The sequence below is a fragment of the Bacillus sp. FSL E2-0195 genome (assembly GCF_038003645.1).
Taxonomy (GTDB): domain Bacteria; phylum Bacillota; class Bacilli; order Bacillales; family Bacillaceae_G; genus Bacillus_A; species Bacillus_A mycoides.
In genome coordinates this window covers 1,992,603-2,014,510 of record NZ_JBBOPN010000001.1, presented here as the reverse complement: position 1 = coordinate 2,014,510, position 21,908 = coordinate 1,992,603, and the positions used below count along the sequence as shown (strand labels likewise).

29 protein-coding genes and 3 pseudogenes are annotated in these 21,908 nt (G+C 33.9%); 3 read left to right on the top strand and 29 right to left on the bottom strand.

Annotated elements, in window-relative coordinates:
• Window position 1: 1 nt before the first annotated feature.
• From MHH59_RS10440 to MHH59_RS10390, 11 genes are all read right to left on the bottom strand, one after another.
• Window positions 2-253, bottom strand: a complete 252-nt coding sequence (locus MHH59_RS10440; RefSeq protein ID WP_201056234.1) for a hypothetical protein — start codon at window positions 251-253, stop codon at window positions 2-4.
• Between the two features lie 118 nt (window positions 254-371).
• Window positions 372-1,157 (bottom strand): hypothetical protein, encoded by a 786-nt coding sequence (locus MHH59_RS10435; RefSeq protein ID WP_201056232.1) that lies wholly within the window; start codon window positions 1,155-1,157, stop codon window positions 372-374.
• On the bottom strand, window positions 1,157-1,519 hold the full coding sequence (locus tag MHH59_RS10430; protein ID WP_201056230.1) for a hypothetical protein: 363 nt from the start codon (window positions 1,517-1,519) through the stop codon (window positions 1,157-1,159). Before MHH59_RS10430 ends, MHH59_RS10435 begins: the two co-directional genes overlap by 1 nt.
• Window positions 1,516-1,683 carry a hypothetical protein gene (locus tag MHH59_RS10425; protein ID WP_201056228.1) on the bottom strand — a complete coding sequence of 56 codons (168 nt, stop codon included), beginning with the start codon at window positions 1,681-1,683 and terminating at the stop codon, window positions 1,516-1,518. Before MHH59_RS10425 ends, MHH59_RS10430 begins: the two co-directional genes overlap by 4 nt.
• Window positions 1,684-1,693: 10 nt before the next feature.
• Window positions 1,694-1,828 (bottom strand): hypothetical protein, encoded by a 135-nt coding sequence (locus tag MHH59_RS10420; protein ID WP_340851183.1) that lies wholly within the window; start codon window positions 1,826-1,828, stop codon window positions 1,694-1,696.
• Window positions 1,829-1,865: 37 nt separating this feature from the next.
• Complete coding sequence (locus MHH59_RS10415) at window positions 1,866-2,078, bottom strand: helix-turn-helix domain-containing protein (RefSeq protein WP_201056226.1); 213 nt, start codon at window positions 2,076-2,078, stop codon at window positions 1,866-1,868.
• Window positions 2,079-2,154: 76 nt separating this feature from the next.
• On the bottom strand, window positions 2,155-2,685 hold the full coding sequence (locus MHH59_RS10410; RefSeq protein WP_340851182.1) for a hypothetical protein: 531 nt from the start codon (window positions 2,683-2,685) through the stop codon (window positions 2,155-2,157).
• A 255-nt stretch (window positions 2,686-2,940) separates the two neighbouring features.
• Window positions 2,941-3,402, bottom strand: a complete 462-nt coding sequence (locus tag MHH59_RS10405) for a helix-turn-helix domain-containing protein (protein ID WP_201056223.1) — start codon at window positions 3,400-3,402, stop codon at window positions 2,941-2,943.
• A 211-nt stretch (window positions 3,403-3,613) separates the two neighbouring features.
• The gene (locus tag MHH59_RS10400; protein WP_201056215.1) at window positions 3,614-3,907 is read right to left on the bottom strand and encodes a hypothetical protein; all 294 of its coding nucleotides are present in this window, start codon (window positions 3,905-3,907) and stop codon (window positions 3,614-3,616) included.
• 160 nt (window positions 3,908-4,067) lie between these two features.
• Window positions 4,068-4,193 (bottom strand): DUF3961 domain-containing protein, encoded by a 126-nt coding sequence (locus MHH59_RS10395; RefSeq protein ID WP_201056213.1) that lies wholly within the window; start codon window positions 4,191-4,193, stop codon window positions 4,068-4,070.
• A 14-nt stretch (window positions 4,194-4,207) separates the two neighbouring features.
• Window positions 4,208-4,513 carry a hypothetical protein gene (locus tag MHH59_RS10390; protein ID WP_201056211.1) on the bottom strand — a complete coding sequence of 102 codons (306 nt, stop codon included), beginning with the start codon at window positions 4,511-4,513 and terminating at the stop codon, window positions 4,208-4,210.
• Window positions 4,514-4,653: 140 nt separating this feature from the next.
• Between MHH59_RS10390 and MHH59_RS10385 the strand changes: the two genes are divergently transcribed.
• Complete coding sequence (locus tag MHH59_RS10385) at window positions 4,654-4,887, top strand: helix-turn-helix domain-containing protein (protein ID WP_201056209.1); 234 nt, start codon at window positions 4,654-4,656, stop codon at window positions 4,885-4,887.
• Between the two features lie 224 nt (window positions 4,888-5,111).
• Complete coding sequence (locus MHH59_RS10380) at window positions 5,112-5,939, top strand: hypothetical protein (RefSeq protein ID WP_340851181.1); 828 nt, start codon at window positions 5,112-5,114, stop codon at window positions 5,937-5,939.
• Between the two features lie 1,008 nt (window positions 5,940-6,947).
• Here MHH59_RS10380 and MHH59_RS10375 read toward each other — a convergent pair.
• Together MHH59_RS10375 and MHH59_RS10370 are read right to left on the bottom strand one after the other, a co-directional pair.
• Window positions 6,948-8,417 carry an SIR2 family protein gene (locus MHH59_RS10375; protein ID WP_201056199.1) on the bottom strand — a complete coding sequence of 490 codons (1,470 nt, stop codon included), beginning with the start codon at window positions 8,415-8,417 and terminating at the stop codon, window positions 6,948-6,950.
• 1,013 nt (window positions 8,418-9,430) lie between these two features.
• Window positions 9,431-10,456 (bottom strand): tyrosine-type recombinase/integrase, encoded by a 1,026-nt coding sequence (locus tag MHH59_RS10370; RefSeq protein WP_201056197.1) that lies wholly within the window; start codon window positions 10,454-10,456, stop codon window positions 9,431-9,433.
• A 169-nt stretch (window positions 10,457-10,625) separates the two neighbouring features.
• Here MHH59_RS10370 and MHH59_RS30835 point away from each other — a divergent pair.
• A pseudogene (locus tag MHH59_RS30835) lies at window positions 10,626-10,700 on the top strand (GNAT family N-acetyltransferase); the annotation flags it as partial.
• Between the two features lie 298 nt (window positions 10,701-10,998).
• Here MHH59_RS30835 and MHH59_RS10365 read toward each other — a convergent pair.
• The 16 genes and pseudogenes from MHH59_RS10365 to MHH59_RS10290 form a co-directional block, all read right to left on the bottom strand.
• The gene (locus tag MHH59_RS10365) at window positions 10,999-11,772 is read right to left on the bottom strand and encodes a DUF3952 domain-containing protein (protein ID WP_078214037.1); all 774 of its coding nucleotides are present in this window, start codon (window positions 11,770-11,772) and stop codon (window positions 10,999-11,001) included.
• Window positions 11,773-11,947: 175 nt separating this feature from the next.
• Complete coding sequence (locus MHH59_RS10360; protein ID WP_016092732.1) at window positions 11,948-12,724, bottom strand: hypothetical protein; 777 nt, start codon at window positions 12,722-12,724, stop codon at window positions 11,948-11,950.
• Between the two features lie 62 nt (window positions 12,725-12,786).
• Window positions 12,787-13,548 carry a hypothetical protein gene (locus MHH59_RS10355; protein WP_078214036.1) on the bottom strand — a complete coding sequence of 254 codons (762 nt, stop codon included), beginning with the start codon at window positions 13,546-13,548 and terminating at the stop codon, window positions 12,787-12,789.
• A gap of 62 nt (window positions 13,549-13,610) precedes the next feature.
• Window positions 13,611-14,376 (bottom strand): annotated as a pseudogene (locus MHH59_RS10350) (hypothetical protein).
• Between the two features lie 460 nt (window positions 14,377-14,836).
• Window positions 14,837-15,382 carry a hypothetical protein gene (locus MHH59_RS10345; RefSeq protein ID WP_340851180.1) on the bottom strand — a complete coding sequence of 182 codons (546 nt, stop codon included), beginning with the start codon at window positions 15,380-15,382 and terminating at the stop codon, window positions 14,837-14,839.
• 105 nt (window positions 15,383-15,487) lie between these two features.
• The gene (locus MHH59_RS10340) at window positions 15,488-15,748 is read right to left on the bottom strand and encodes a hypothetical protein (RefSeq protein ID WP_078214034.1); all 261 of its coding nucleotides are present in this window, start codon (window positions 15,746-15,748) and stop codon (window positions 15,488-15,490) included.
• Window positions 15,749-16,018: 270 nt separating this feature from the next.
• A pseudogene (locus MHH59_RS10335) lies at window positions 16,019-16,108 on the bottom strand (DUF4176 domain-containing protein); the annotation flags it as partial.
• A gap of 19 nt (window positions 16,109-16,127) precedes the next feature.
• On the bottom strand, window positions 16,128-16,967 hold the full coding sequence (locus tag MHH59_RS10330; protein ID WP_078214033.1) for a DUF3952 domain-containing protein: 840 nt from the start codon (window positions 16,965-16,967) through the stop codon (window positions 16,128-16,130).
• A 21-nt stretch (window positions 16,968-16,988) separates the two neighbouring features.
• Window positions 16,989-17,117 carry a hypothetical protein gene (locus MHH59_RS10325; protein ID WP_016120105.1) on the bottom strand — a complete coding sequence of 43 codons (129 nt, stop codon included), beginning with the start codon at window positions 17,115-17,117 and terminating at the stop codon, window positions 16,989-16,991.
• Between the two features lie 179 nt (window positions 17,118-17,296).
• Entirely contained in the window at window positions 17,297-17,542 is a 246-nt protein-coding gene (locus tag MHH59_RS10320) for a hypothetical protein (protein WP_078214032.1), read from the bottom strand.
• 289 nt (window positions 17,543-17,831) lie between these two features.
• Complete coding sequence (locus MHH59_RS10315) at window positions 17,832-18,278, bottom strand: DUF5085 family protein (protein WP_078214031.1); 447 nt, start codon at window positions 18,276-18,278, stop codon at window positions 17,832-17,834.
• Window positions 18,272-18,736 (bottom strand): DUF5085 family protein, encoded by a 465-nt coding sequence (locus MHH59_RS10310; protein WP_046959244.1) that lies wholly within the window; start codon window positions 18,734-18,736, stop codon window positions 18,272-18,274. The genes MHH59_RS10315 and MHH59_RS10310 overlap by 7 nt, the downstream gene beginning before the upstream one ends.
• 87 nt (window positions 18,737-18,823) lie before the next feature.
• On the bottom strand, window positions 18,824-19,618 hold the full coding sequence (locus MHH59_RS10305; protein ID WP_078214030.1) for a hypothetical protein: 795 nt from the start codon (window positions 19,616-19,618) through the stop codon (window positions 18,824-18,826).
• 34 nt (window positions 19,619-19,652) lie between these two features.
• Window positions 19,653-21,158, bottom strand: a complete 1,506-nt coding sequence (locus MHH59_RS10300) for a T7SS effector LXG polymorphic toxin (protein ID WP_087995703.1) — start codon at window positions 21,156-21,158, stop codon at window positions 19,653-19,655.
• A 17-nt stretch (window positions 21,159-21,175) separates the two neighbouring features.
• Window positions 21,176-21,478 (bottom strand): TIGR04197 family type VII secretion effector, encoded by a 303-nt coding sequence (locus tag MHH59_RS10295; protein WP_078214028.1) that lies wholly within the window; start codon window positions 21,476-21,478, stop codon window positions 21,176-21,178.
• Between the two features lie 3 nt (window positions 21,479-21,481).
• Window positions 21,482-21,904, bottom strand: a complete 423-nt coding sequence (locus tag MHH59_RS10290) for a YwqH-like family protein (protein ID WP_016092741.1) — start codon at window positions 21,902-21,904, stop codon at window positions 21,482-21,484.
• Between the last annotated feature and the right edge of the window lie 4 nt (window positions 21,905-21,908).

The following is a 21,908-nucleotide window of genomic DNA, read 5'->3' as shown; positions in this document are numbered from 1 at the left end:
GTTATCTACTCCCAAGTCTCTTATAGGATTCGAAGTTAGCTTGCAGCCCTTGCGATTTGACAAACCCTCGTAACGCTTCTAGTTCAGCTAGTTCACCGCTTAATGCTTGGTTTAACTTCCCGAAGTTTTCGGCTTCTTTTCCAAACAATTGCAACAACCTGCCGATATGGTATTTTGTCTCTGTAGACTCGGATGTTTTCATTAATTTTCCCACTAACTTTTCCATTTCTTTTAGATTCTCGATTGTATTCATGTGATCTCTCCTTGTTTTAGATAAATAAAAAAGAACCGCTAAAAATAGCGGCTCATTAAGATATTTGGTGATACCATTTAACAGTAGCTAGGAGGTCAGGCATCGCACCAAACGTTGATTATTCTTTTACAATTCCTTTTTGTGTTGCATCGATTTGTTCGTTGTCATGTATAAAGTAGATTGGTCGATAGTTCCCGTCTGTACGACTCTCTAATCGCCAAATACGATCACCGACGTCACCTATTAATGGTTCAAGTCTAGCTATTTCACCTCGAACTTTACTGTACTCTTCCCGTAATACCTCTACCTGAGCTTGCCCTACATATGGTGCACCCTCAGAAAAGTGTCCCGTTGGGATGAGCGATTGTATTTCCCTCTCTAATTTCCTTGCCTTTTCACGCAATCTATCAATCTCAATCGAAATACTTTTCGTTAACTCCGATAATGATTCGTTAACATCCGATGCATAATTTGCAGCTTCTCTAGTTAAATTGTAGTGTTTCGCTTGCGCTTCTAAAAACGCCTTTTTCGTTGCAAGAATTTCCTCACGGATTTTTTCATCCTCAGTTAATTTATTTTCAAGAAATTCCTCTGCTTCTTTCTTCGCCTCACTAACATGCTTAATTAAGTCTCCCAATTCATAATTAGATACTTTGCTTTCTCCAATAGTAAGAATGGCAATTTCCTTATGTGCAGCATCAATTTCAGCGTCGATTTTATCTATTGCATCCTGATCTAATCCCTTAGTAGGATCATATGCCTCAATAATACCGCTACGCTTCGCTTCTAACTCTGTAATTTTCGTTTTTAATTCATGATCTCGGTCAAAAAACGCCTGCTTCTGTTTCGATTTACTTAAGATAAATTCCTTCGCTTTTTCAAGAAAACCTTTCTTTACTACCATCAGTTCACTCCTCCTTGTAATTTTTGAATTTGCGTATCAATTGAAGATAGTCTAGTTAACGTTTTTACATCTCGACTATCTGTCTCTAAATACATCTCCTTTTCTTTTTCGTACAATGCCTGTAATTCTGTAAGTGACATCGTTTCAAGCGGATTAACAGGTTTTCCCGCCTCATAATCTCCGTCATGGATCTCAGTATATAAACGTGTGATTGCTTTTTTAGCCGCTGAATATTCACTGTCTGTGACTGTACGGTAAGGCCTTAGTGTTTCTTCATACTTCAACACCGTTTGTTTTGCATCCACCAACTGCCGCTCAAATTTCGCCCGTTTTTCTAACCATTGTTTGTTCTGATCACTCACTTTATGCCCTCCTCCTCGTCTTCATCTTCTTCGGTCCAAATAGTTTCCTCAGGTGGTACTATTTCGAAAGTTCCATCGTTATACCAAATCACTGTTTCCGTATTTTCCTGCACTTGATTTCCGATTATTACGTTAGATTCCTCACGTGAAACTTCAATTCGCATGTATTCACCCTCATTTCATTTGAGTAGCTATGGACTCAATTTTTTGTAATAGCTGTTTAGCCCAATAAGTACCGTCGTTAGGTTTCTTTCGCTTATTTAATTCACGTCTAGAACGTAAAGAACTATTCCGCTTCCTCGCCATCATTAACCGCCTCCCGCCAACGTTTTTAATTACGGTATGATTAAAATATTTTCAGATAATTTTCAAAAAAACTAAAAAATTCTTCGTTAAACTCAAACCTATCGGCCAGTTTCGCTTTTACTTTCGGTGTGAGCTCTAGACTACCGGTTTCAATACGCCCAACCGTCGCAATTGAGACACCGATAAATCTAGCAAACTCATTTTGGCTCATATCTTTATATAAACGAATTGCACGAAACATCTCGTTGGTCATCTTTCTACCTCCTTTTATTACTAGAAGTCTTAAAAAATAGATTTTTATTTCTCCCTCTATACCGTTCTGACTGCGGCTAATCTACATCTTTATCCTTTCCGCTATATGGAACAATCCGTTTAGGTTTTCGTTTCCCTCCGATTATTCCATCTCGTTGCTTCGCCGCATGTATTACCGTTATTTTATTAGGATAATAAGGCACTTCGTACTTCCACGTATGCTTTAACATTTCATATTCTTGTACGTAGAACGGATATTCAAGCCACCATACGTGACACTTTTCATTTTTCGGTTTCTTCGGATTCAATAACGCCTTATCCGCACGTATTATAGCTCGCCTCAACGTATCGAGATCCATCTTGCATTTACTGCAACATGTCTTACTGTTGTTCGGTCGAGTTTTATCTCGGTAGTAATAACCGCAATATGCACACCGCTTAATACGCTTGTCCGCTTTATCGTGCAGCCGTCCCTTTAAAAGTTGACTAATTATAGGTAGCGCCTCGTCACTAGTTAAGTCACTAATGAAATGTTTCGTGAAATCAATCGCTCCTTCACCTGGATTACGGTAGATTATTTCAGTCGTTTTAATAACCTCCTCTGCCACCCCACCAATACAGTTATGTTTTATCTTTATCACTATTTAGCGGAATATCTTTTATACATGTAATTAATCGGTAATATATAAGATAGGAATTATTTTCGATAGAAAATGATTCCCGAAGTATGAGCGTATGCGAATACTTCGCTATCATAAATCTCTTTCCTTAAATCTCGTTACAATAAATCTAGTTAGACGGTAAATATTACCCTTACGAAATCACCTAGAATACCTCGTCTAACTGTACTTTTTTACCGTTCCTCAAAATTCCGAAGAATCGTCAAATAAATGAGCGCCATAAAGCTCTTTTTTACGCTCTATTCCCGCTTCTCTTTCCGCCTCCAATTTACGCAATGCTCTTTCATAAGTCTTCTTTGCATCCGGAAACACTTCGAAAAACTCGTCCTCGTCTAGTGGTTCATATGGTCTATAACTATTACCTAATAATCCTCTGCGCTTTTGAATCAATCGCAACTCTTCTAGTACATTCAAATGCGTTCGTACTGTCTTCTCCGCTTTACCGTATTCCATCGCTAAACGATGTGTTGATGGCCAAGCATATCCGACTTCTTCGTTAAAATAGTCTACGATCAATGCATATAGATAACTCATTTCGGCTTTGTACTTCGGGTGATATACGTAATGTTTTAGATTGGACGGAAGTTTGATAAAATTCCCTTTGTATGCCCCTTTTGCTTTACGAAATACTTTTGATTTTCTCATTTCCACGCCTCCTTCTTTCCGCTCGCTTTTTCTGTAATTTTTACCGCCTATACTATACATGACGCGAGTGTTCCTCTCGGCGCGCACAAAAGAGCGATAAAATTTCCGACTATACTAATTAAGTCGCGGGACGTTTTCTTTTCGCACACTTTTCGATTAAATAAACGTAAAAAAAGAACACCGTTTGCCGCTCGGTGTTCTTTCCGTTTAATCATTTTGCTTTTACGTAATATAAGATTAAATCGATTATACTTTTGTTTTTAAACTGACTAATGTCCGTAATAGATAACGGTCGCTTACTATAAATATGCATCGGTAGAAAATTCCTACTTAAGTCCTTCGTTTCCAAGAACGTTTGCAAATCATAGACCCCTAAATGTTCATCATTCGCTGTCAAAAATAACTCGTCGTTCAGCATTAAGCCTTCTAACATGTAAGATTGATAGGTATCGTCAATAGGATATCGCCTTTCCATTCGAAATACTTCTCCCGCTTTTAATTCCATGCTTCGTTTCCCCCTTTGTTAATTTAATAGGTCGATGAACTGTCCCAAAATAATATGCAACCGTGGCCAAACGCCTCCATACTACCTTGTATCATCGCTTAGGCTATTTGTTTGCATGCCTACCTATCGCACACAAACCTCATAGCACACCTTTCGATTTTTATAAAAAATACACGATTGCCATGTCGATTAAAAATAACGTACCGCCTACACCGAAAACTCCGTAATACCAAACACGGTCAGATAACGTTTCAAGCCCAAAGTAATCATTTAGTTTTGCGAACATAGTTTCACACCTCCTCAGTGGGTATCCTTTTTAATCGATGCAAGTACTAAAAGAAAATCAAGTGCGCTCATATTGCCGATTTGAGTAATATCGACCAAGCTTTCGTCTAAATTTCCGTTTAAGTCTAGTACCGTAGCGCCAAGAACAATTTCGTCATTATTGTTGTAAGTGAATTCTTCGATTGAAATTCCGTCTTCATAGATAGATAAAACGTGTTTATCCGTAATCTTATAAGCTTTCTCAGCGAATGTTACTTTTGATCCATCACCGTTTTTTACCGTGATATTTACGTTTACCTCTTCGATATTCTGTAGATTCATTTCTCGTTTCCTCCTCTTAATTACGTTTAGCGTAACTGATGTCTATATCATAAATTACGTTAAACGTAATTGTCAACCCTAAAATTACATTTTACGTAATTCACCTTTATCTATATAATATAGGCAAGGGGTGATACATAGTGGCAAAGAGAATCAAAGTTAAGCTACGTGACATATTAAAATCTCGCGGTATGGATCAGAAAGATTTAATCGATGATGAAAACGGATTGTCTACTCGTACTATAAGTGAGCTAGCAAGCGGAAAAATGAAGCGTTATCCAAAAGAAGCGTTAGAGAAAATCGCAGATAAATTAAATATTACCGATATGAATGAATTACTACTAATTGTAGAAGATGAAGAGGACATCAAATAAGGTGTCTTTTTTCGTATATAATTTCCTACAAACAGAAATTAAGTCTATTTTTTAGAAAATTTTATATATCGATGTGGGTACGTTGTATACATAGTCAAATTTTACATTAGTTTTTTCATTATAATTGTGCACGTCACATTTTTAACAAATTTTTCTAATTATATTAACTGCAATTTGCTATAATTTTATTATATTAAATATTTGCATTGTGGGAGGAGTTATTATTGGATTATGCACTAAATAGTAGGAACGGAAAAACCATTTTCGCTGATAAAATGCAACAGATGTCTACATATGAAAGAGAGCAAATTAAACCTTTTCTTATTTGTCCTGAATGTAAACACAAAGCTACCTTTGTTAAACAAGGAAAAGATGGAAAAATCCCTTACTTTAGGGGAAAACATAAAAAAAATTGTGATTTAGGAAACTCCAATCCGTCTGATGGAAATGAAGAAAAACGAAAAGAAGTACCAGAAAGAAATGCAAATCAAGAAGAGTATAAACTTAAATTACAAAATTATTTCAAAATAGAAACCATTTCCTCCTTAGAAGATCTTATTGAGCATGTAAATAAATCTGGAAAAAGCAAGCGAAGGTTTACCGGAAGTACTAATATGGAGGATTTGATAAAAACAAAATCTCTTCCTAAAATCTTAAATGAAGCGTTAAATAATAGATTTGAGGATGACAATTATGTTCTAGATACAGAATATGAAAAAATATCAATTAATGAGATTCTATGCTCATTTGATGACATTACTCCTGAAATGAGTGGTGAATGGGGCATGTTCTATGGATACATTCGGAGTTCAGATGGGAATGCATGGTTAAATTCAAGTGAAAAGTGGGCCTCCTCTAGCTTCAGTATTAAACTCGGCGAAGATTTAAAATCTATATTTTGGAATGTAATACCCAACGAATGGGGGAAAGGCGTCCCGACTATTGTTTGTGGAAAACTGAATTTTTCCCTTAATACTGGAAAACCCTATGTAGTAATAGATACTCCTGATTTATTATATCTACGAAAAAGAAGAAAAAAAGTTAAACTTTAAGCTCAATCACTTAACCTCCTATAATGAATATAGGAGGTTTTTATAAATAAGCTTTTAGATAACCTATTAATAATTAAGAACGATAAATTATGTTCTAACTTCATTTTTCTTAGACAATTATCAGCGACACTGAGTACATATATGCGTTGTAGTACAGATACATAGGAAAGAACTATAACATAAGAAATACAAAGAATATACTGACGATTTGAAGCCTCGTGTTTAAAAAATACTGCCCGGACTTTTTCCCCACCTGGACGCCAAGCCAGTGAAGAGAGGGCCCCCGGCATTCAAAAATACGATCGGAATCGCCCGCTTTTTATGCAGTTTTTCATTCATAGCTAGTTAACATAATAATAATTATTTCAAGTAACCGTTATAGTTACAACAAGCGGTGAATACCGTCATAGCAACGTTTATACTCCTTCCGATTACTGCATATGATTTATATCGTTTATGCACCGATAACAAACGTTGCTGTTATGCGGTTTATACATCGGCTGTATAAAGAGATATTGTATACGATATACAGTAATTGAAGGGTGAGTTTCGGAGGGTGGACGTGCGTCGGGAGCGTTCGGCTGGTAATATGTAACGTGGTGTATAACGGTGAGAATGCGCTCAAATGTTAAGTTATGTTAAGTATGCATGTACGTGCACTCGCTTGTAACGACGTCGTTACGTTTGATTCGACGTAGGATCGTTTGTTGCCATGTAGCAACGTTTGTATATCATGCCATTGATCTGTCCGAATAAGGTCGTATCGTACCGTTTTAATGGTTACAAATTATTACGAACGTTTCACCGTTGAAACACGTTACGTCACGTAATTCTCGTTTACTTATTCGTGGTACATACCACGATTTGACTTCGACTTAAACCTCGTGCGACAAGCGCACATCGTTACGCACGGCAAAAGGATTCTGACAATCCTAAGGAAATTTCACCATAGAGTTTCCTTAAATATCCTAAACTAGTAAAAGCCGCCCTATTATAGACGGCTCTATTTTAAATTTCCATACCTAATTGTTTGGGCTGTTCTTCTGTAATCTCAGGACTCACAGGATTATTATTTTCATCGTAAACTGAATACTCCTCTTTGTTCAGTACTTTTCTAAGTAATTCTATCGCTTCTGCTGAATATCTATGTTGGGGTTGATTTTCTTTTATTCCCATATCACAATGATATCTATTACTAGTTTCTTTTATATTTACTCCTGTCTGTTCCGTAATTTCTTCTATAAGTTTATTAACGTAATACCAACCTTTGACACCTAACTCTTGAGCGATATCAGAGATTCTAAATGGAAACGTTAATTTAATTTGTTCAGGATCAGACATTACACCTACTCCAATAACTGAAACACTTCGAACTTCACCCTGTCCGGTATCATCCGTACGTTGAAATCCCATTAATCTTGCTAAAGTATCCTCATCTTCAATGTGACTCATCGTTAGATAATCTACTTTTAAGTCAGAGATAGATTTACTTTTTACAATATTATAGATTTTATCCTCGAGACTCTGTAAGGCATTAACAGAAGAAACGTCTCCTTGATCTAAATTCTTAAATAATTCTTCAAATGTATGTAAAAGAACATAATTGGTTCTAATGCTTTTCCCATCATCCAACGCAATATATTTATCACTAGGCGGCTTGTACTCATTTGGTATAGAGTCTTTACTCCATTCAACAAACCAAATATTATCAACTATTTCATCAGGGCTTTCACAAACCATTTCAGCGATATCTAATAAAATTTTCTTTATATTTGAGTCCGAAAGCGAATATCCTAAAAATATTATTGGATGTTCCATAAAATATGTGAGTAATTTAGCTGTTAAATACTTTTGTTTTTCATGAAAGTCTTCATAATCTTCTTTTGAAATGACTATTTCTTCTGGCCTATCCATGCAGCCATGTATTTTTAAAATTTGACCAATACGTAAAGATTCTTTAGACTTTATAACTTGTTGACCTACAGTTACAGAATGCTCAGGAAAAATCTTTTCTAACATCTTGTCATAATTAGTGGTTATTATGGCGTGAGGTTTCAATTCTTTTAAAAGCTTGATTTCTTCACTTAATGGATTTTCCTCTAAATTGAAGGTTTCCATTATCCGCTCAAATATTCTACATATTTCATATTTAAAAAACATGCTATTATGATTATCAGGCTCGTATAATTTCTCTGGAAAAACTCCATTTCTATAATTATCCCACGCATATTTATTGTATTCTTCAATTAAAAGTGAAGCAATATGAGGGTTATCTTCACAATTTTGTGTGTAATATGCAATCGGATAATTACACTTTGGATTTCTATGTATTAACATATCTAACAAGCCAACCCAGTTTGGTGCATTAAGATAGCGCATAGATAATCCTGTTCCAATAAATAATATAGGACGCGTACCACTGTCATCTATAACTGACTTTAACCTAGTCATGGAATCGTTTAAATAATCATTGTACATAAAAGCCCCTCCCTAATTCTTAGTAAATATTACCTTAATACTAGGATAAAGTTTTATAGAAATGCAGTCAATGTCTATACAAATATATATTCAAACAATTTAATTATCTAATCAAATCTTCCCGTAACTCCCATCCGCAATTCCTCCTCTGATTTATCAACGTACTCTCTCGGTATTTCCGCTTAGAATTAACCTCTGTCCCCTAACTCCTTATCCTTTACCTTCCCGGATCAGACCTTTCACTACTATCCTACACCTCGCTTAGTTAGCGGCAATCACTACCATCCTACACCTCTCGTAGCCAGTGGCGTTATCTTTCGTTATTTTTCGTCTTTGCCCTTGACTTTAAGGTTTTTCGGGCTTACGGTTTCTATCATGCCGAAGCGAAGTTAGGAAAACGGCTGGCAGGCGGACTTGTCCCCTACGTCGCTACGTTAAAAAATAAACGAAGCGCGTAAGAGAGACAAGCGTCTACGTTTCGGCTACACGGCTTTTGCCATGCCTTGCTTTATCAGTGTTCCGTATGTATAGACCCTATTCGCTTGGCGACTTTCATCGCGCACGTCCTTTAACAATGACCTGTCCACTACACAAAGCCACCCCTGTGCGACAAGCTGAACGTGTTCCCGAGCACCTTAATGCTCATGGCTACCACCCGAGCCGTTATAGGTCGCTCTCACCTTCCCGCAACATACGAATAGGAATACGTTACGGGTTGCCTACTTTGTAGGGACATGACGAGTGTCCCCTGCACGAACGTAGACGATCCAGTCAGTTTTTAGCGTGGTTTACAGGCAATTCCACGTTCGGAAATTACCGTAAACCACATTTCTTACCGCTTAAAAAAGGCAGCACTTAAGAAGCCTTGCATTCCTCGAATTTTTTCGATAAAATGAAGGTAATGGGTTTACGGTATTCCGATATTTAGTTTTAAACTGAATTATTGTGAGTCGTCTTCTTGGCGGGAGCGACCCAGAATGAGCGTCTTGATAGATGCTCTATTTTTTTTGTTTTTATCTTGTTCTTCTTAATTTAGTTAGCGGTGAGAATTCATCATGGCTCTTTCTCATTTCTTTAACATCCATTTGTATATACCGTCTCATTGTACGTATGTCAGCCCATCCGCCGATTTTTTGTAAAGTAAAAACATCGCATCCATTTAATATCATGTTTTTTGCCCACGTGTGACGATATACATGCGCGGATACTTTCTTCCCTTTAACTCCTGCTTTGTCTGCATAATGCTTCAATCGCTTATTAAAATGAATGGTAGTCAATGGATCACCGTAACTTGTTAAAAATATCAAATCACTTTTAAAATTAGCTTTGTTTTCATTTACGAGTTGTAAAACTAGCTTAGTAACATGTGTGGAAATCGGTACTAAGCGTGGCTTTCTATTTTTGCTTCTATCTGGTGAAATTGTTATAAAACGCGATTGAAAGTCGATGTCTGCAATTCGCAAACTAACAAGCTCTCGAATCCTTAATCCAGAATCAAGTAACATGTTAATTGCTACGAAGTCCCGAAATCCAACGAAATCTCTTAAGTTAGGTTGCTGCAATATCGCTTTGACCTCTTCGTCCTCTAAACAATTCGTTAAATCGATGTCTTGTCTCAATAATTTAACTCTTTCCATTGGGTTTACTTGAATAATTTCCTCCCGTTGCAAATGATTAAAAATTGATCGTAACGTCCTAAGATTAATATTTATCGTCGTATCAGCTAAACCAACTTTTCGGTTGTCTGTGTGTATCACTTTATGGGTATCGTAGCGTTTTTTATCGTGTTTCATATAATTTATATATTCTCGAAAGACTTCCGCTGTTAATTCATCGATATACTCTACGTCATAATTCGCATATAACCAATCAGTGAAATATCTCCACATTTTGATATAATCCTTTACAGTCCTTTCCCTACAGCCTTCTGCACGCTTTCCTGAGATAGCAAGATCGAGCGCTTGTTGAATTGTTAGCTTAGGGTATTTTTTCCCGTCATTAGATATCTTCGTAATCCTTTTTCTCTTTTTTAACGACAAAATAAAAGACCTCCCTAACGATTAGATTCCATCGTTAAGAAGGCCGTTATCCACAACCGTATATTGAACAATTTAGTATTGTTTTCATTCCCTTAATATGCTTGTTTTTATACGCTCACTCTATCGTTATCCACAACTCTTTTCCCATCTTATCGTTTCCCAAAAACGTAACAATCCAGCAGCTGGACGTATTTATAAACGACTAGGGTTTAAAGATATTGGAATGTGGACGATGTATCGATAATAAGGGGTACTCTATAAGCGGAAATAGTTGTAACTTAGCAATAAAGCAGATTATAGAAAAACTTCACACCGTTATTATGACGATGAAGAAACTACTTGCGAAGCCATGACTCTAACTAATAAATATTATGTACTCAAACTAAATTTAGACAGATAAACGCCCCAATTGTTGCATCTACTCCAGCAATTGGGGCTACCTGTTTATTCTCAAATTCTTTCCACTACAAATAGAAAAATTTATGAAACATTTATCACACTTATGTCGCTATTATCTTTACGTGCAAATGCCCTTCTTAATATTACTGCTTCTTATTATACTGTGCTTTAAAATCAATATATTCCTGTCTCGCATCCTGATTATTACCTTGGTGACTATCAAAAGATGTATGTATTTGTGATATATATTTTACTAACTTGCCCTCATCATTTCTCTTCTTATAATTCACTACAATACTTACTTCCAATATCTGCTCTGAACCATTTGTAAACTCAATATGCAGTGCGATCGATCCACCACCATATTCATCATATCGTATTTTCAACTTATCATTAATAATACTTTGAAACTCTGATTCAGTTAGTTTATATCCAACAGTACTAGGCTGACCAAACTTTTTTATATCATCTCCTGGCTTCATCTTTAGTTTCCCTATCCCTTTTAAACGATCTACAATTAAGTTCACATATGAAACATCCAGACTTGAATCCGTACTTTGTGCCTGTCCATTCTCATAACTAATATTTGTACTATAATTAACTTCTTCTTTATAATTTTTATTATCTACTTCCGAGGTAATTTCTTGTGTTGTATTTCCATATAAACTTTTATCTTTCGTATTATATATGCCTTTCGAAGTTTGATAGATTGTTTTACTGTGCTCTCCATCTTCCTTTTGCTCATATGTACTATATATACCTCTTTGTTTCACATACGCATATCCATCATCACTAGCGGACATAACCTTTTTCATGTCACCTTCATCCAAAGCTTTGACAAATGGCTCATATTCTATCTTTTTTTCAAAAAAACTACATGCTTGTAGTAGGCTGATTATTATTATGATAGTAATCATTTTAGAAACCCTTTTTTTGTTCATTTCATCATCACACTACCCACTCTACATTTTCGATCAGATAACCTTCTAATCACTTTAATCACCTTACATAATTAAATTTTCTTTTAGAAGTTAAAATACTCTCCTGTAAATTATTACTTTTCTATCATCAAAACTTACAATACTCACTTTTTTATGCCTTACGTTTCGATTTACTTTTTTTATTTTTCTTTTGATATCTCGGAGTCTCTCTTTTATGTTGCTCCCACGTTTTATTAAATGATGGAAATTTAAATCTGCAATATGCTAATAGCTGAAATTCAGCTGCACCTATGGCTATCGTATACATTAAAAAGGTCCCTACTACATACATAAATAGATCATCAAACCCATAATTATTATGAAAATATATCAAAATAAGAATAGTTACTGCGTATAGTGTAGCCCACTTCATCATCTTTCCTTTTGTTTCACTAAAGAAAGAAGCAGACCTTTCATCCATACTAAACGCACCTTTACTCGCTTGTTTAAATGTATCAATTGTTGTCAAAACATGAAAAATTACTGCTCCTAAAAGCAATAAACCCGCATACATTATTGTAATCCAGTCAATTGAATTATTAGCCATTTTAGTAACAGTCAAAGCAATAGGAGCTATTGTTGCCAATTGGAATGAACATAATAATACGACAAGGGTTTGTAGTTTTTGAAATTTAAATTGAGCTATCGGAAATGAATAAATAACGAAAAGAATTATTTGTATAATATATAAAAATGCTTCTAACTTAACAATTCCTATATTAAAGAGAAGCATGCAGTAATCCCACCCAGCTGATAAAACAATAGAAAAAATTGTTATTGAACTAAATAGTATTGCTCCAAACATAAATCCTGTAGCACCTTGAGGGTCTAAACGATTTCTACATGTCATCTGAAATGCTTCTAAATCTTCCTCTTTTATATTCCACATCCTGGCTCTTCACCTTCTATTCGTTTCAATTATTTTTCGAACACTAAAATTCTATTTATATATTATTTATTTTTCGTTTTGAATTTCTTATTTTGTTTTCGAAATCTCCCACGCATTCTCTCATTCTCTTCCCATGTCATATTAAATGACTTGAATTTGAATCTACAGTACGCCAATAGTTGGAATTCTGCCGCTCCGATTGCTACTGCGTACATTAAAACAGTTCCTACTCCATACATAACTAAAAAATCAATCGAATAATCATTTTGAAAATACATCAATATAAGAATTATTGGTGTATATATTGTAGCACCCTTTATCATAGTTCTTTTTGTTTTACTAAAAAACGATGTGGATCTTTCATCACTACTAAACGCACCTTCACTTGCTTGTTTAAATGTATCTAGCGTTGCTACAATATGGATAATAACTGCTCCTACAAATAATAGCCCGGTATACGTCCTACCAGTTGAATTATCACCCATTTCAGAAACAATCGAAACTACAAATAATATCGTTCCAAGTTGAAACGCATATAGTAATACGATTAGCGTTTGTAACTTTTGAAATTTAAAACATGCTTGCGGAAATAGATATATAATTAAAAATATAATTTGAATACTAAATAACACAATTTCAGTTTTAACAATTGTTCTATCAAAAAAATTGTTGTAGTAATTCAAATCCCCTACAAAAATAACAAACATAAATATTGAAATATAAAATATTGTTCCAAGCATAAAACCCGCAGCACCTTCTGGACTTAAACGCCCTTGACATGTTATTCGAAATTTATCTAAATCTTCTTCTTTTATATTCCACACCCTGACATTTCACCTTCTATATAGTTTAAATAATTCTCATACACTTAAATTCTATTTCACTCTTATTTACTTTTCGTTTTAGATTTTGTATTTCGCTTTCGAAATCTCCCACGCATGCTCTCATTCTCTTCCCACGTCATATTAAATGACTTGAATTTGAACCTACAATACACTAAGAGCTGGAACTCTGCCGCTCCGATGGCTACTGCATACATAACAACATTACACATAACCAAACATTGTGTTTAATGAGTAATTATTATTTATATAAATTAAAACAAGAAGAATTAACACATAAATTACAGCACCTCGTATAACATGTCCCTTTGTTTTACTAAAAAACGAAGCTAATTTGCTCCCACTACTAAAACCACCTTCGCTTGCTTGATTAAATGTATCAACTGTTGTCACAATATGAACAATACTTCCACCTAATACTAATAAACCTATATAAACACGTGTATGGAGATCAATTGAATTCTCAATCATTCCAGAAAGAACAAATAACGTGCATCCGATAGTTCCAAGTTGAAATGCATATAATAATATAACGAGCGTTTGTAATTTTTGAAATTTATAACGAGCTTTAGGGAATAAATATAGAATTAAAAACATTACTTGCAAACCATATAACACTAATTCAATCCTAACAATTACCTTATCAAACAAGGTAGTATAATAATCTATTCCTCCTATAAAAATAATAACCATAAATAATGAAGTATAAAATATCGTTCCGAGCATAAATCCCGTCGCACCTTCAGGACTTAAACGCCTTCTGCATGTCATCCGAAATGCTTCTAAATCTTCCTCTTTTATATTCCACATCCTGAATTTTCACCTTCTATACAGTTTAAATAATTTTCATTCACTAAAATCCCATTACATTCATAACTTTTTATGTACATTCATCTTTGTGTAACTAAATTTAGATAATCTTTTATGTATAATTACCGTACATAATCAGAATGCTTTTTACAGTTCAAATAGCCTTCTTTCTCCTCAAAAGCTCTAAATATTCTTCTCTCTTTCACTTAAGCATATCCCTCATACTCTATTTTTGTTTCTCCGAAATTGCACTCACTTAGTAAAAACGTTACTGTCATCACAATTGTATCGAGATAATATAGCTCTTTAATTTTATCTTCAGAAAGGTGATAACCTCCCATCAACAATATGTTAGGAGGTTATTACAGTTATTTAAAATTTGTATTTTATTTTAATGGATTCGATTTTTGCAAATAATAATGTTATTTAATTTGAGGAGCGAATATTAAAAACATACTGCTTAATAACTCGTAATTAAGTCTTCACCCTCATACCTAGGGTCTTTCTCAACTTTACCATCTTTTGTTTTGATGACTTTTAGTCTACCTAACCACTCTGCTCCGTTATATGTCTCTTCACTTACCCATACATTATGCTTTTTACCGTCTACCTCAACTACTAATGTGGGGTGTGTAAACATGAATTCCTTCTCTACATGCCTACCTACAATTTCTGCATGTAATGATGTACCTCCTTCAACTAGTTTACTATTCTGATACCCCTCAATAATAGGTAATCCAATGAATACAAAGAATATGAGTCCAAATACGATTACTTTCTTCTTTTTACTCCATTTATTCTTTTCTTTCAATTCTTTCTGTCTTGCTTCTCTTTCCTCTCGTTCATCCAAACTCTCATTTAAAGCGTCTTCCCATGCCTTGATTTCTACTTCGATTTCTGCTTCAACTCTTGCTAGTTTTTCTAGTTGTTCATCGGTTGCTACCATCTCATATGAGTTATCTCCAACCAAACGAATTTCAGCACCATTTTCTTTTACTTTTCGCAAGTCTTTTTCTGTACAATTAAACTCTCGAATGATTTCCCCTTGTGTGTTTACCAGTCTAACGTAAATGTTTTTTTCTCCTTCTTCTTAAACATCTGAACTCCCCCTTTATTTGTTTCCTATCATAGATAAACTTATTGCAATTAAGATAAAGAAAACGATAATAAGGAAAGTCTTCCCTTTGCTTACTTGTGTTGTAGAACCTTCCAAGACAGCCCATATAAAAATTGGGAAAAGAAGAACACCTAGGAGAATATCAACCAACTTGTTGCTACTCTTCTTTAGTGGTTTTTCTGCTACTATCGATTTTATCTGAACAGCTTCTTTTCTTATTTGTTTCGGTTTCTTTTTCTTACGTCTATGATTCACTCAACATACTCCTTTTAGAATAACTTTTCCCTAATTATAAAAATACCGAAATATACCCATTTTCATCGTACAGGATAAAAAGTATAAATTCTAATTAATACCATTTTTCAAAACATCTATTTTATTTTTGAAATAATTTTATTATTTTTTAACAACTTTATTATTCGTGAACAACAATAACTAATTTATTAGCTAAAATTTTATTCAATCAATACTCACACCCTTATTTCCTTCTTAATTTATTTCCCCCTTCATTTCTAACTCTTGTGCTTAATGTTTCTTCTTATTTTTTTCAATTACTTTTTCAACAAACTCATTCCGCCACATTTTAAACTTAGCTGCAAATTGACCTTCAATTCTTCAAAACAAATCAGCTCCCTTAGAATGATTTATTATTTTGAAAAGACTTTTCATAATTCAGATAATCTTGCTTAGCTGCCTGATCATTATCCTTTTTACTACTAAAATTCACAGATATTTGCTGAGTATGTGTTAATAATTTCCCCTCACTATTTTTCTTTTCATATACAATTAAAATTATTAATTGTATTATTTGCATTGGATGCTGTTTCGTATTTTTAGAATCGTTAAAATTAAATGCAATTGATGCTTTTTCAAAACTATCATATTGTAAATTCAATTTATCGTTAATTATCTCTTGAAATTGTGATTCCGTTAACGTAAAACCAACTGTATTAGGTTCATTAAATTTCTTTTTATCTCCATCTACTTTCAGTTGTAAACTCCCAACACCTTGCAATCTATTAAAAATTAGTTTTACATGTGAAACATCCAAGCTTGAATCAGAACTGTAACCCTTTCGATCTTTATACATAAACCTAGTGCTATATTTTTCTTCTTCTTTATATTTATTATCCTTATGTCTATCTTGTATGTTCGTAATATCATTTGTTATTTTTTGAGTGGTTTCTCCATACAATAAATTTTCTTTCAAATTATATATACCTTCAGTAGTTTGATATAGTGTATTATGAATTCTGTCATCACCATTTTTTTCTGTGGTAAAATCAATAACCCGTTCTTTCACATACGCATACCCATCATCACTTGCAGACATAACCTTTTTCATGTCACCTTCATCCAAATCCTTGACAAATGGCTTATAATCTATTTGATTTTTCCCAAAACCACATCCACTTAATAAACTTGCCACTATAGACACGACTATCATCACCTTCGCTTTCCTCTTTAACTTCATACTGTCACCTCATTAGTTACACTAGGCATTTTTAGTTTCATTATGTTCCCTTATTGTTCCTTTCATAAATCCTAAAGCACCCTCAGGACTCAAGCGATGTTTACATGTCATCCGAAATTCATCTAAATCTTCTTCTTTTATATTCCACATCCAATTGTCCCACCTTTAACTACATTCACTTAAATCATGTGGATTAAATATAAAAACCTTCTCATTTTGATGAAAAGAGAAGGTTTTCTTGCTGTTATAAATTCATGCCATATTCAAAACTTTCCCTCTTGAAATAACGTATTATAGTTAATCTTTTAAATTTTATTTTCACTATTAATTTAGGCATTTTTACTTTTCTTAAAAAACACCAAATATGCAAATAATGAAGAGATTAAGAGAAATATACCCGCTCCTATACCCTCATATATTTTAAAGTAAATAGCAGCGATTATTACAAATATGGACATTATTATTATTAGAATCATTGTATATTTCATTATAAACTCTAACGCTTTATATATAGATACTATTGTCCTTCCAAAAAAACTTTTCTCTGTTTTCAAAACATTCCGATCCTTATTCAAAGTAACACCTTCCTCTCTTTACAAATTGACTTTTGAATAAACTTTCCCCTTCAAAATAGCAACAAAGCGAACTATAGCACGTAACTACTACCAATACAGAATGAGCCCGTTGAAAATCACATGTCGAAATATTAAGTTAATTACATATAGATTTGAGAACGAAAAACCTCCTCATTCTAACGAGAAGAGAAGGTTTTATTTATGTCATTTCCCCAAACCCTATTCAAAACTATCTCTTTTATGATATTTCATGATGTTTCCATATTTTAAAAGTCACAAGCTTAAAATATTATTCTTCATTAAATACAGCAATCTTCACTTCAACATACTGTAAAGACTCATCACCGCTAAACACATGATAAATTGGCGAGGCTAAATTCAGATTATTATCCTCCATATACAGAAGCATTTCACCATATACCTGCTCTGTTAATTTTTCATAATCTCCCGTATATCGTTTCATGAGCATCTCATCCACATAATAATAACTTCTAAATTGAAGTGTTTCTGACGTTGGAATTTCATCTTCATTTACCGGCATAAATAATTCAATATACATATTTCCATCAGATGGTATATTTTTCAAAGAATAAAACATAGGACCTTTTATCGTTAAATTCGCTTTTGAAATTTCTGACATAAAATCTTCAATTGCTTCTTTCATATCTGGGTAATGAAAAATGTATTCTCTTGAAACAACATTTGTATATGCAATACTTTGTTTTTCAATTAGCATTTCACTGTTTCACCTACTTCTATAATAGGAGCATAAATATCTAACCATGTATCACCATATACATCTAAACATACGTGATAAAAACTACTATCTAATTTCATATGATGCTGCTCTGCAACCTCACGTATTAGGTTATAAGCCTCCTCAATATCACCATCTTCATCTGTAAATCGCACACATAGAGCACTCTTAATAATTAAAGCATCATAATACTCATATGCAGAGCTCTCACCTAAATCAACTCTTCCATTGACAGGAATACAATACGTATATTCCCCATATTCTGGTTCATTTTCTAACTGTGAATATTTATATAGAACAGGTCCTACTGCATATATCCCATTACGAACTACTTGATTTCTAAGTGCTCTTGCGGGTAACAACCAATCTTCTTTTTTTACAATTTGAGTAATGCTTATTAAATTTAAAAGTGACAATGCTTTATGCTGAACTTTCACAAAATCTCCCCCTTTTCAACTTGTGGATTCATAAATAGTCATCAAGTTTATAACATATATCCTATTAAGATTTGAGCAATTTTCAACTCATTTTATTTCTTTTTCTTTCTTTTCTTCTCTCTCTTTATAACGCTTTAAGAATTCCTGGCGTTCTCTTTCATGTTCTTCCCATGAAATATAAAATGATGGAAATTTAAATCTACAATAGGCTAATAATTGGAACTCAGCTGCGCCTATGGCTATCGCGTACATGATGAACGTAAATATAAAGTAACCAAACATTATGCTCAATGAGTAATTATTTTGTATATAAATTAAAACAAGAAGAATTAGTACACAAATTGCCACACCAAACATTACATTTTTCTTTGCCTTATTAAAAAATGAAGTAGATCTTTCTCCCATACTAAATGCACCTTTACTTGCTTGTTTAAAAGTATCAACTGTTGTTACACCATGAACAAGTAATGCTCCTAATACTAGTAAACCTACATAAATAAGCGTAATAAAATTAATAGAATAATTACTCATCCCTGGAAGAACAAATGCCGTAAGACCTATAGTACCTAACTGAAACGCATATAATAATATTACCAATGTCTGGAGCTTTTGAAATTTAAAACGTACCTTAGGGATCAGATATATAATAAAAAAGATTACTTGTAGGCTATATAACAACAATTCCATTCTAACTATTACTGTGTCAAAAAGAGTCGGATAGTAATCCCAGCCAAATCTAATTAATGCTACAAAAATAAAAAGCATCAATAACGAACTATAAAGCATTCCACCAAACATAAACAACATAGCTCCTTCAGGGCTTAAACGATGTCTACATGTTATTTTAAATTCATCTAAATCTTCTTCTTTTATGTTCCACATTTGTTAACTCCACCTTTCCCCGAACTATATTATATTACCAAAATAAAGATGTAATCTTCTTAGTCACTGATTTTATACCTTTTTTTGTACCACTTACCAAACTTTCTCCTCCAAAAGTTTCAAATTTTTCATTCATTAAAAATGTAGCTCCTATCCCAACCGCTGCTCCAACTGCTGTCCCAATAGGCGGCAGAAAAAATGAACCTACTACAGCACCAGTTGCAGCTGCTCCAGCAGTTGTTCCAACATCTACCGCTGAATCCGTTGCTATATCCACTACGTCATGTAATTGCCAACCACCATTCTTTTTAGCATTATCGCTAGCCTCTACAACATTATTTGCAACGGAAAGAACAGATCCAGCTATTCCAAAACTTTTCATTGTTTTCCCTACTCCACCTAATTCTTTGAGTGTATCCTTCCATTTCCAAGGCTTCAAATCAGTAATACCTTTTCCGAGTTCTGTTTTGAGTGAACTCCAAGATTTGTTTCCAACAGCTTTTACGAACCCATTACTCTTCCAGTCTAGTTTGAAATCTTTATACGCTGTGAATTCCGGTAATTCCACAATCTCTCTTTTCGCTATTCTTACTTCTCTATCGGTTACTTTGGGATCAGTTGTCCTCATCCAACCAGTTAAATACTCTTCTACTCTACCTTTAAGAAATTTAAAAATATGATCCTCGTTCTTATCAGCCTTTAAAAATTCAAGAGCTTCTACCATTTGTTTCGGTTTGGTTGTTTTTAATAAAAATTGTCCCTCACCATCTAAAATGTCAAACTGCGTACCAAACCCTAAAACTTTTTTCATATAATGGTAGCGCAAAAATGAAGATGTCACTCCTTTTCCCCATTTATTTCCTTTATTAAAACCGCCTATCCAAGCTTTCGAAGTCACAACTGTTGCTGCTACCCATTCTTCGGGCATTATTTTTTCTATTGAATCACTAGAAAAATCCCCGCCATAAGCTTGTACTCGATTCATTCCATCATCTAACTCACGTATCATTTCTTGAAACGTTTGTAGGTCACTTTGGTTACTATTATAAGCTTCTAATTTTTCTAAAGTGTCACTAATTTCCTTTTGGCTTTTTATAGACCCTTCCATGATCCCTGCTGATGATGGATATTGAATTGTGATGATGTCGCTAACAGACCCTACAGTTTGTCTTGCTTGGTCATTAGATAGATTAAATCCTTCACTATACCCATTAATTTTTTTCTTTACATCATCCAAGTAAATTCCATAAATTTTCGTATCAGCATCACTGTCTACAGTACTATTGAAATCATTAATACTTTTTTGAAATTGTTCTTTTAATAATTCCACTGCTTCCATATACTTAAAAATAACACTTCCATGAACTGTAGATAAATAATTTTTAATATCAGAAGCAGCTTTCCCTTGAAAAGAGTTAATCTCTGTAAAATCAAGTATTTTTTGCATCAAACATTCAAATTGTAGATTCAACTCAGTGGCACTTGCTTGAAATCTATTTTGAAGTTCTTTTACTTCTTGTAACTCTATATTTTTATCCACGCTTCTCCCACCCTATTTTAATTTTTCATAGCATGATGAATTGAACCGATCCTTAATTGCTTCTCAAGTTGTTCGTCTTTTTCGACTATTTTCTCCCCAGTTTGTTGTATTTTATTTAAGTCATTTTCTAATATCTGTTCGTATTGCTGCACCTTTTGAGATAACTGTTCAATTGCTTCACAATATTGAATCAGCCTAGTCAAATTCGTACGACTCAACTGAATACCATTAAATTTAGTCTTACCTAAATCACTAGCCCCACTTTTCAATTCACTTACTTTCGCATCAAATACCCCTTTATTTAATTTAATTTCCCCCATTTATCATTTCCCCGCCTTCTGTACTTCTACTTGAATACTAGCGTCAACCATTGAAACACTTCTACTTAGAGAAAGAATACTAGACTCACATGTAGCGATTTCTCTTTCAAGCCGCCGTATAGCTTGATCGATGTCTTCTTGCACTCTCCCTAGTTCTCCAATAAACCTCCCCAAATTAGAAATAACTTGTTGTTCATACGTTTCTTTAAAGGTAGTTGCTCTTTGCCCTTTCCAACTACTCTCGTTTATTTCTAAAGACTTAAACTGCTCTTGATTTTGTTTAATTGCTTCAAGATTATTTACAAATTTCCCTTTAGCAGTTGTTAGCCTTCGTAGTTTCATTTGTAATTCAGCCAATTGCCCTTGTTGATGACTTATACTACTTAATAAACCAGATTTTTGACTATTTAATTCCTCTATCCCCATGCAA

Bases quoted from the DNA above. Each gene is read 5' to 3' on its own strand.
- MHH59_RS10440 (WP_201056234.1), bottom strand. From the start codon at position 253: ATGAATACAATCGAGAATCTAAAAGAAATGGAAAAGTTAGTGGGAAAA.
- MHH59_RS10435 (WP_201056232.1), bottom strand. From the start codon at position 1,157: ATGGTAGTAAAGAAAGGTTTTCTTGAAAAAGCGAAGGAATTTATCTTA.
- MHH59_RS10425 (WP_201056228.1), bottom strand. From the start codon at position 1,683: ATGCGAATTGAAGTTTCACGTGAGGAATCTAACGTAATAATCGGAAAT.
- MHH59_RS10420 (WP_340851183.1), bottom strand. From the start codon at position 1,828: ATGATGGCGAGGAAGCGGAATAGTTCTTTACGTTCTAGACGTGAATTA.
- MHH59_RS10415 (WP_201056226.1), bottom strand. From the start codon at position 2,078: ATGACCAACGAGATGTTTCGTGCAATTCGTTTATATAAAGATATGAGC.
- MHH59_RS10405 (WP_201056223.1), bottom strand. From the start codon at position 3,402: ATGAGAAAATCAAAAGTATTTCGTAAAGCAAAAGGGGCATACAAAGGG.
- MHH59_RS10400 (WP_201056215.1), bottom strand. From the start codon at position 3,907: ATGGAATTAAAAGCGGGAGAAGTATTTCGAATGGAAAGGCGATATCCT.
- MHH59_RS10395 (WP_201056213.1), bottom strand. From the start codon at position 4,193: ATGTTCGCAAAACTAAATGATTACTTTGGGCTTGAAACGTTATCTGAC.
- MHH59_RS10390 (WP_201056211.1), bottom strand. From the start codon at position 4,513: ATGAATCTACAGAATATCGAAGAGGTAAACGTAAATATCACGGTAAAA.
- MHH59_RS10375 (WP_201056199.1), bottom strand. From the start codon at position 8,417: ATGTACAATGATTATTTAAACGATTCCATGACTAGGTTAAAGTCAGTT.
- MHH59_RS10365 (WP_078214037.1), bottom strand. From the start codon at position 11,772: ATGATTACTATCATAATAATAATCAGCCTACTACAAGCATGTAGTTTT.
- MHH59_RS10360 (WP_016092732.1), bottom strand. From the start codon at position 12,724: ATGTGGAATATAAAAGAGGAAGATTTAGAAGCATTTCAGATGACATGT.
- MHH59_RS10330 (WP_078214033.1), bottom strand. From the start codon at position 16,967: ATGAAGTTAAAGAGGAAAGCGAAGGTGATGATAGTCGTGTCTATAGTG.
- MHH59_RS10325 (WP_016120105.1), bottom strand. From the start codon at position 17,117: ATGTGGAATATAAAAGAAGAAGATTTAGATGAATTTCGGATGACATGT.
- MHH59_RS10315 (WP_078214031.1), bottom strand. From the start codon at position 18,278: ATGCTAATTGAAAAACAAAGTATTGCATATACAAATGTTGTTTCAAGA.
- MHH59_RS10305 (WP_078214030.1), bottom strand. From the start codon at position 19,618: ATGTGGAACATAAAAGAAGAAGATTTAGATGAATTTAAAATAACATGT.
- MHH59_RS10295 (WP_078214028.1), bottom strand. From the start codon at position 21,478: ATGGGGGAAATTAAATTAAATAAAGGGGTATTTGATGCGAAAGTAAGT.
- MHH59_RS10290 (WP_016092741.1), bottom strand. From the start codon at position 21,904: ATGGGGATAGAGGAATTAAATAGTCAAAAATCTGGTTTATTAAGTAGT.